We start from the raw sequence: 772 nt of genomic DNA on the forward strand, positions 1-772 counted from the left end.
CTCCTCATCGTGCCAAAAAGCCTCTATAAGCCGCCGGTTCAAATGGTAAGGGTCCAAAACGTGTACCGCCCCAGGGAAGTAATCTACCCCCTGCTTGGCCCACTCCGCCCCGTCACTCCCAAGGTATATCTCCTTCACCTGACCCATGTCCCACCGGCTCGCTACCCCAGAGTAAACTTCCTCCCACATCCTCTCCCCTTCGCCTACACCGCTCGTTACCAGCTTGTCCTTTAAAGCCTTCCGGCCACCCCCAATCGCTTCTTTGCCTGTGTAAGCTACAAAGAGTTTGACCTCTTTCCTTTTCTCTTCGCTCCTTTGAAGCCTTACCACCACCCCGTCGGCCTCTATGTAAAGCCTGGAGGTCTTCTCTTTACCTTCGGGTGTCTCTCCCTTCTCAAAAACGGCTTCTCTCCTGGACTCTCCCTCCTGCCTGAGTGCTTCTCCTACTTCCTGCACGGCCTGCCACACCGCCATGGCGCTTATCCCAGGGACAAAATAACCGAGAATTTCCGCTGCCCGCCTGAAGGGTACTTCGCTCCCAAGCTTCACCGCCATCTCCTTCAAACGCGGCGTGCATCTAGACCTCTCCGGCCAGCCCAGAACCTCGTCAAGAAGAAACCTGGCTTCTCCCGTCTTTTTGTTCCTGTAAAGCCGCCTTTTTACTTTGAATTCCCCAAAGCTGCTAACTACGGTTCTTTCCCGGAAGCCTATCACTTTCCAGGTGCGCTTGTCCCGGGCGTTCACGAGCCAGGTGTCTATTTCCTCGAGGGCC

Annotated in this window: 1 protein-coding gene; it reads right to left on the reverse strand. The window is 55.3% G+C overall.

Annotated features, from left to right (window positions below; genetic code table 11):
• On the reverse strand, positions 1-772 hold a 772-nt coding region (locus DXX99_RS10985), incomplete at both ends, for an ISLre2 family transposase (protein WP_115793507.1).

Origin of the sequence: Ammonifex thiophilus (assembly GCF_003368535.1) — a bacterium.
Lineage (GTDB): Bacteria > Bacillota > Desulfotomaculia > Desulfotomaculales > Ammonificaceae > Ammonifex > Ammonifex thiophilus.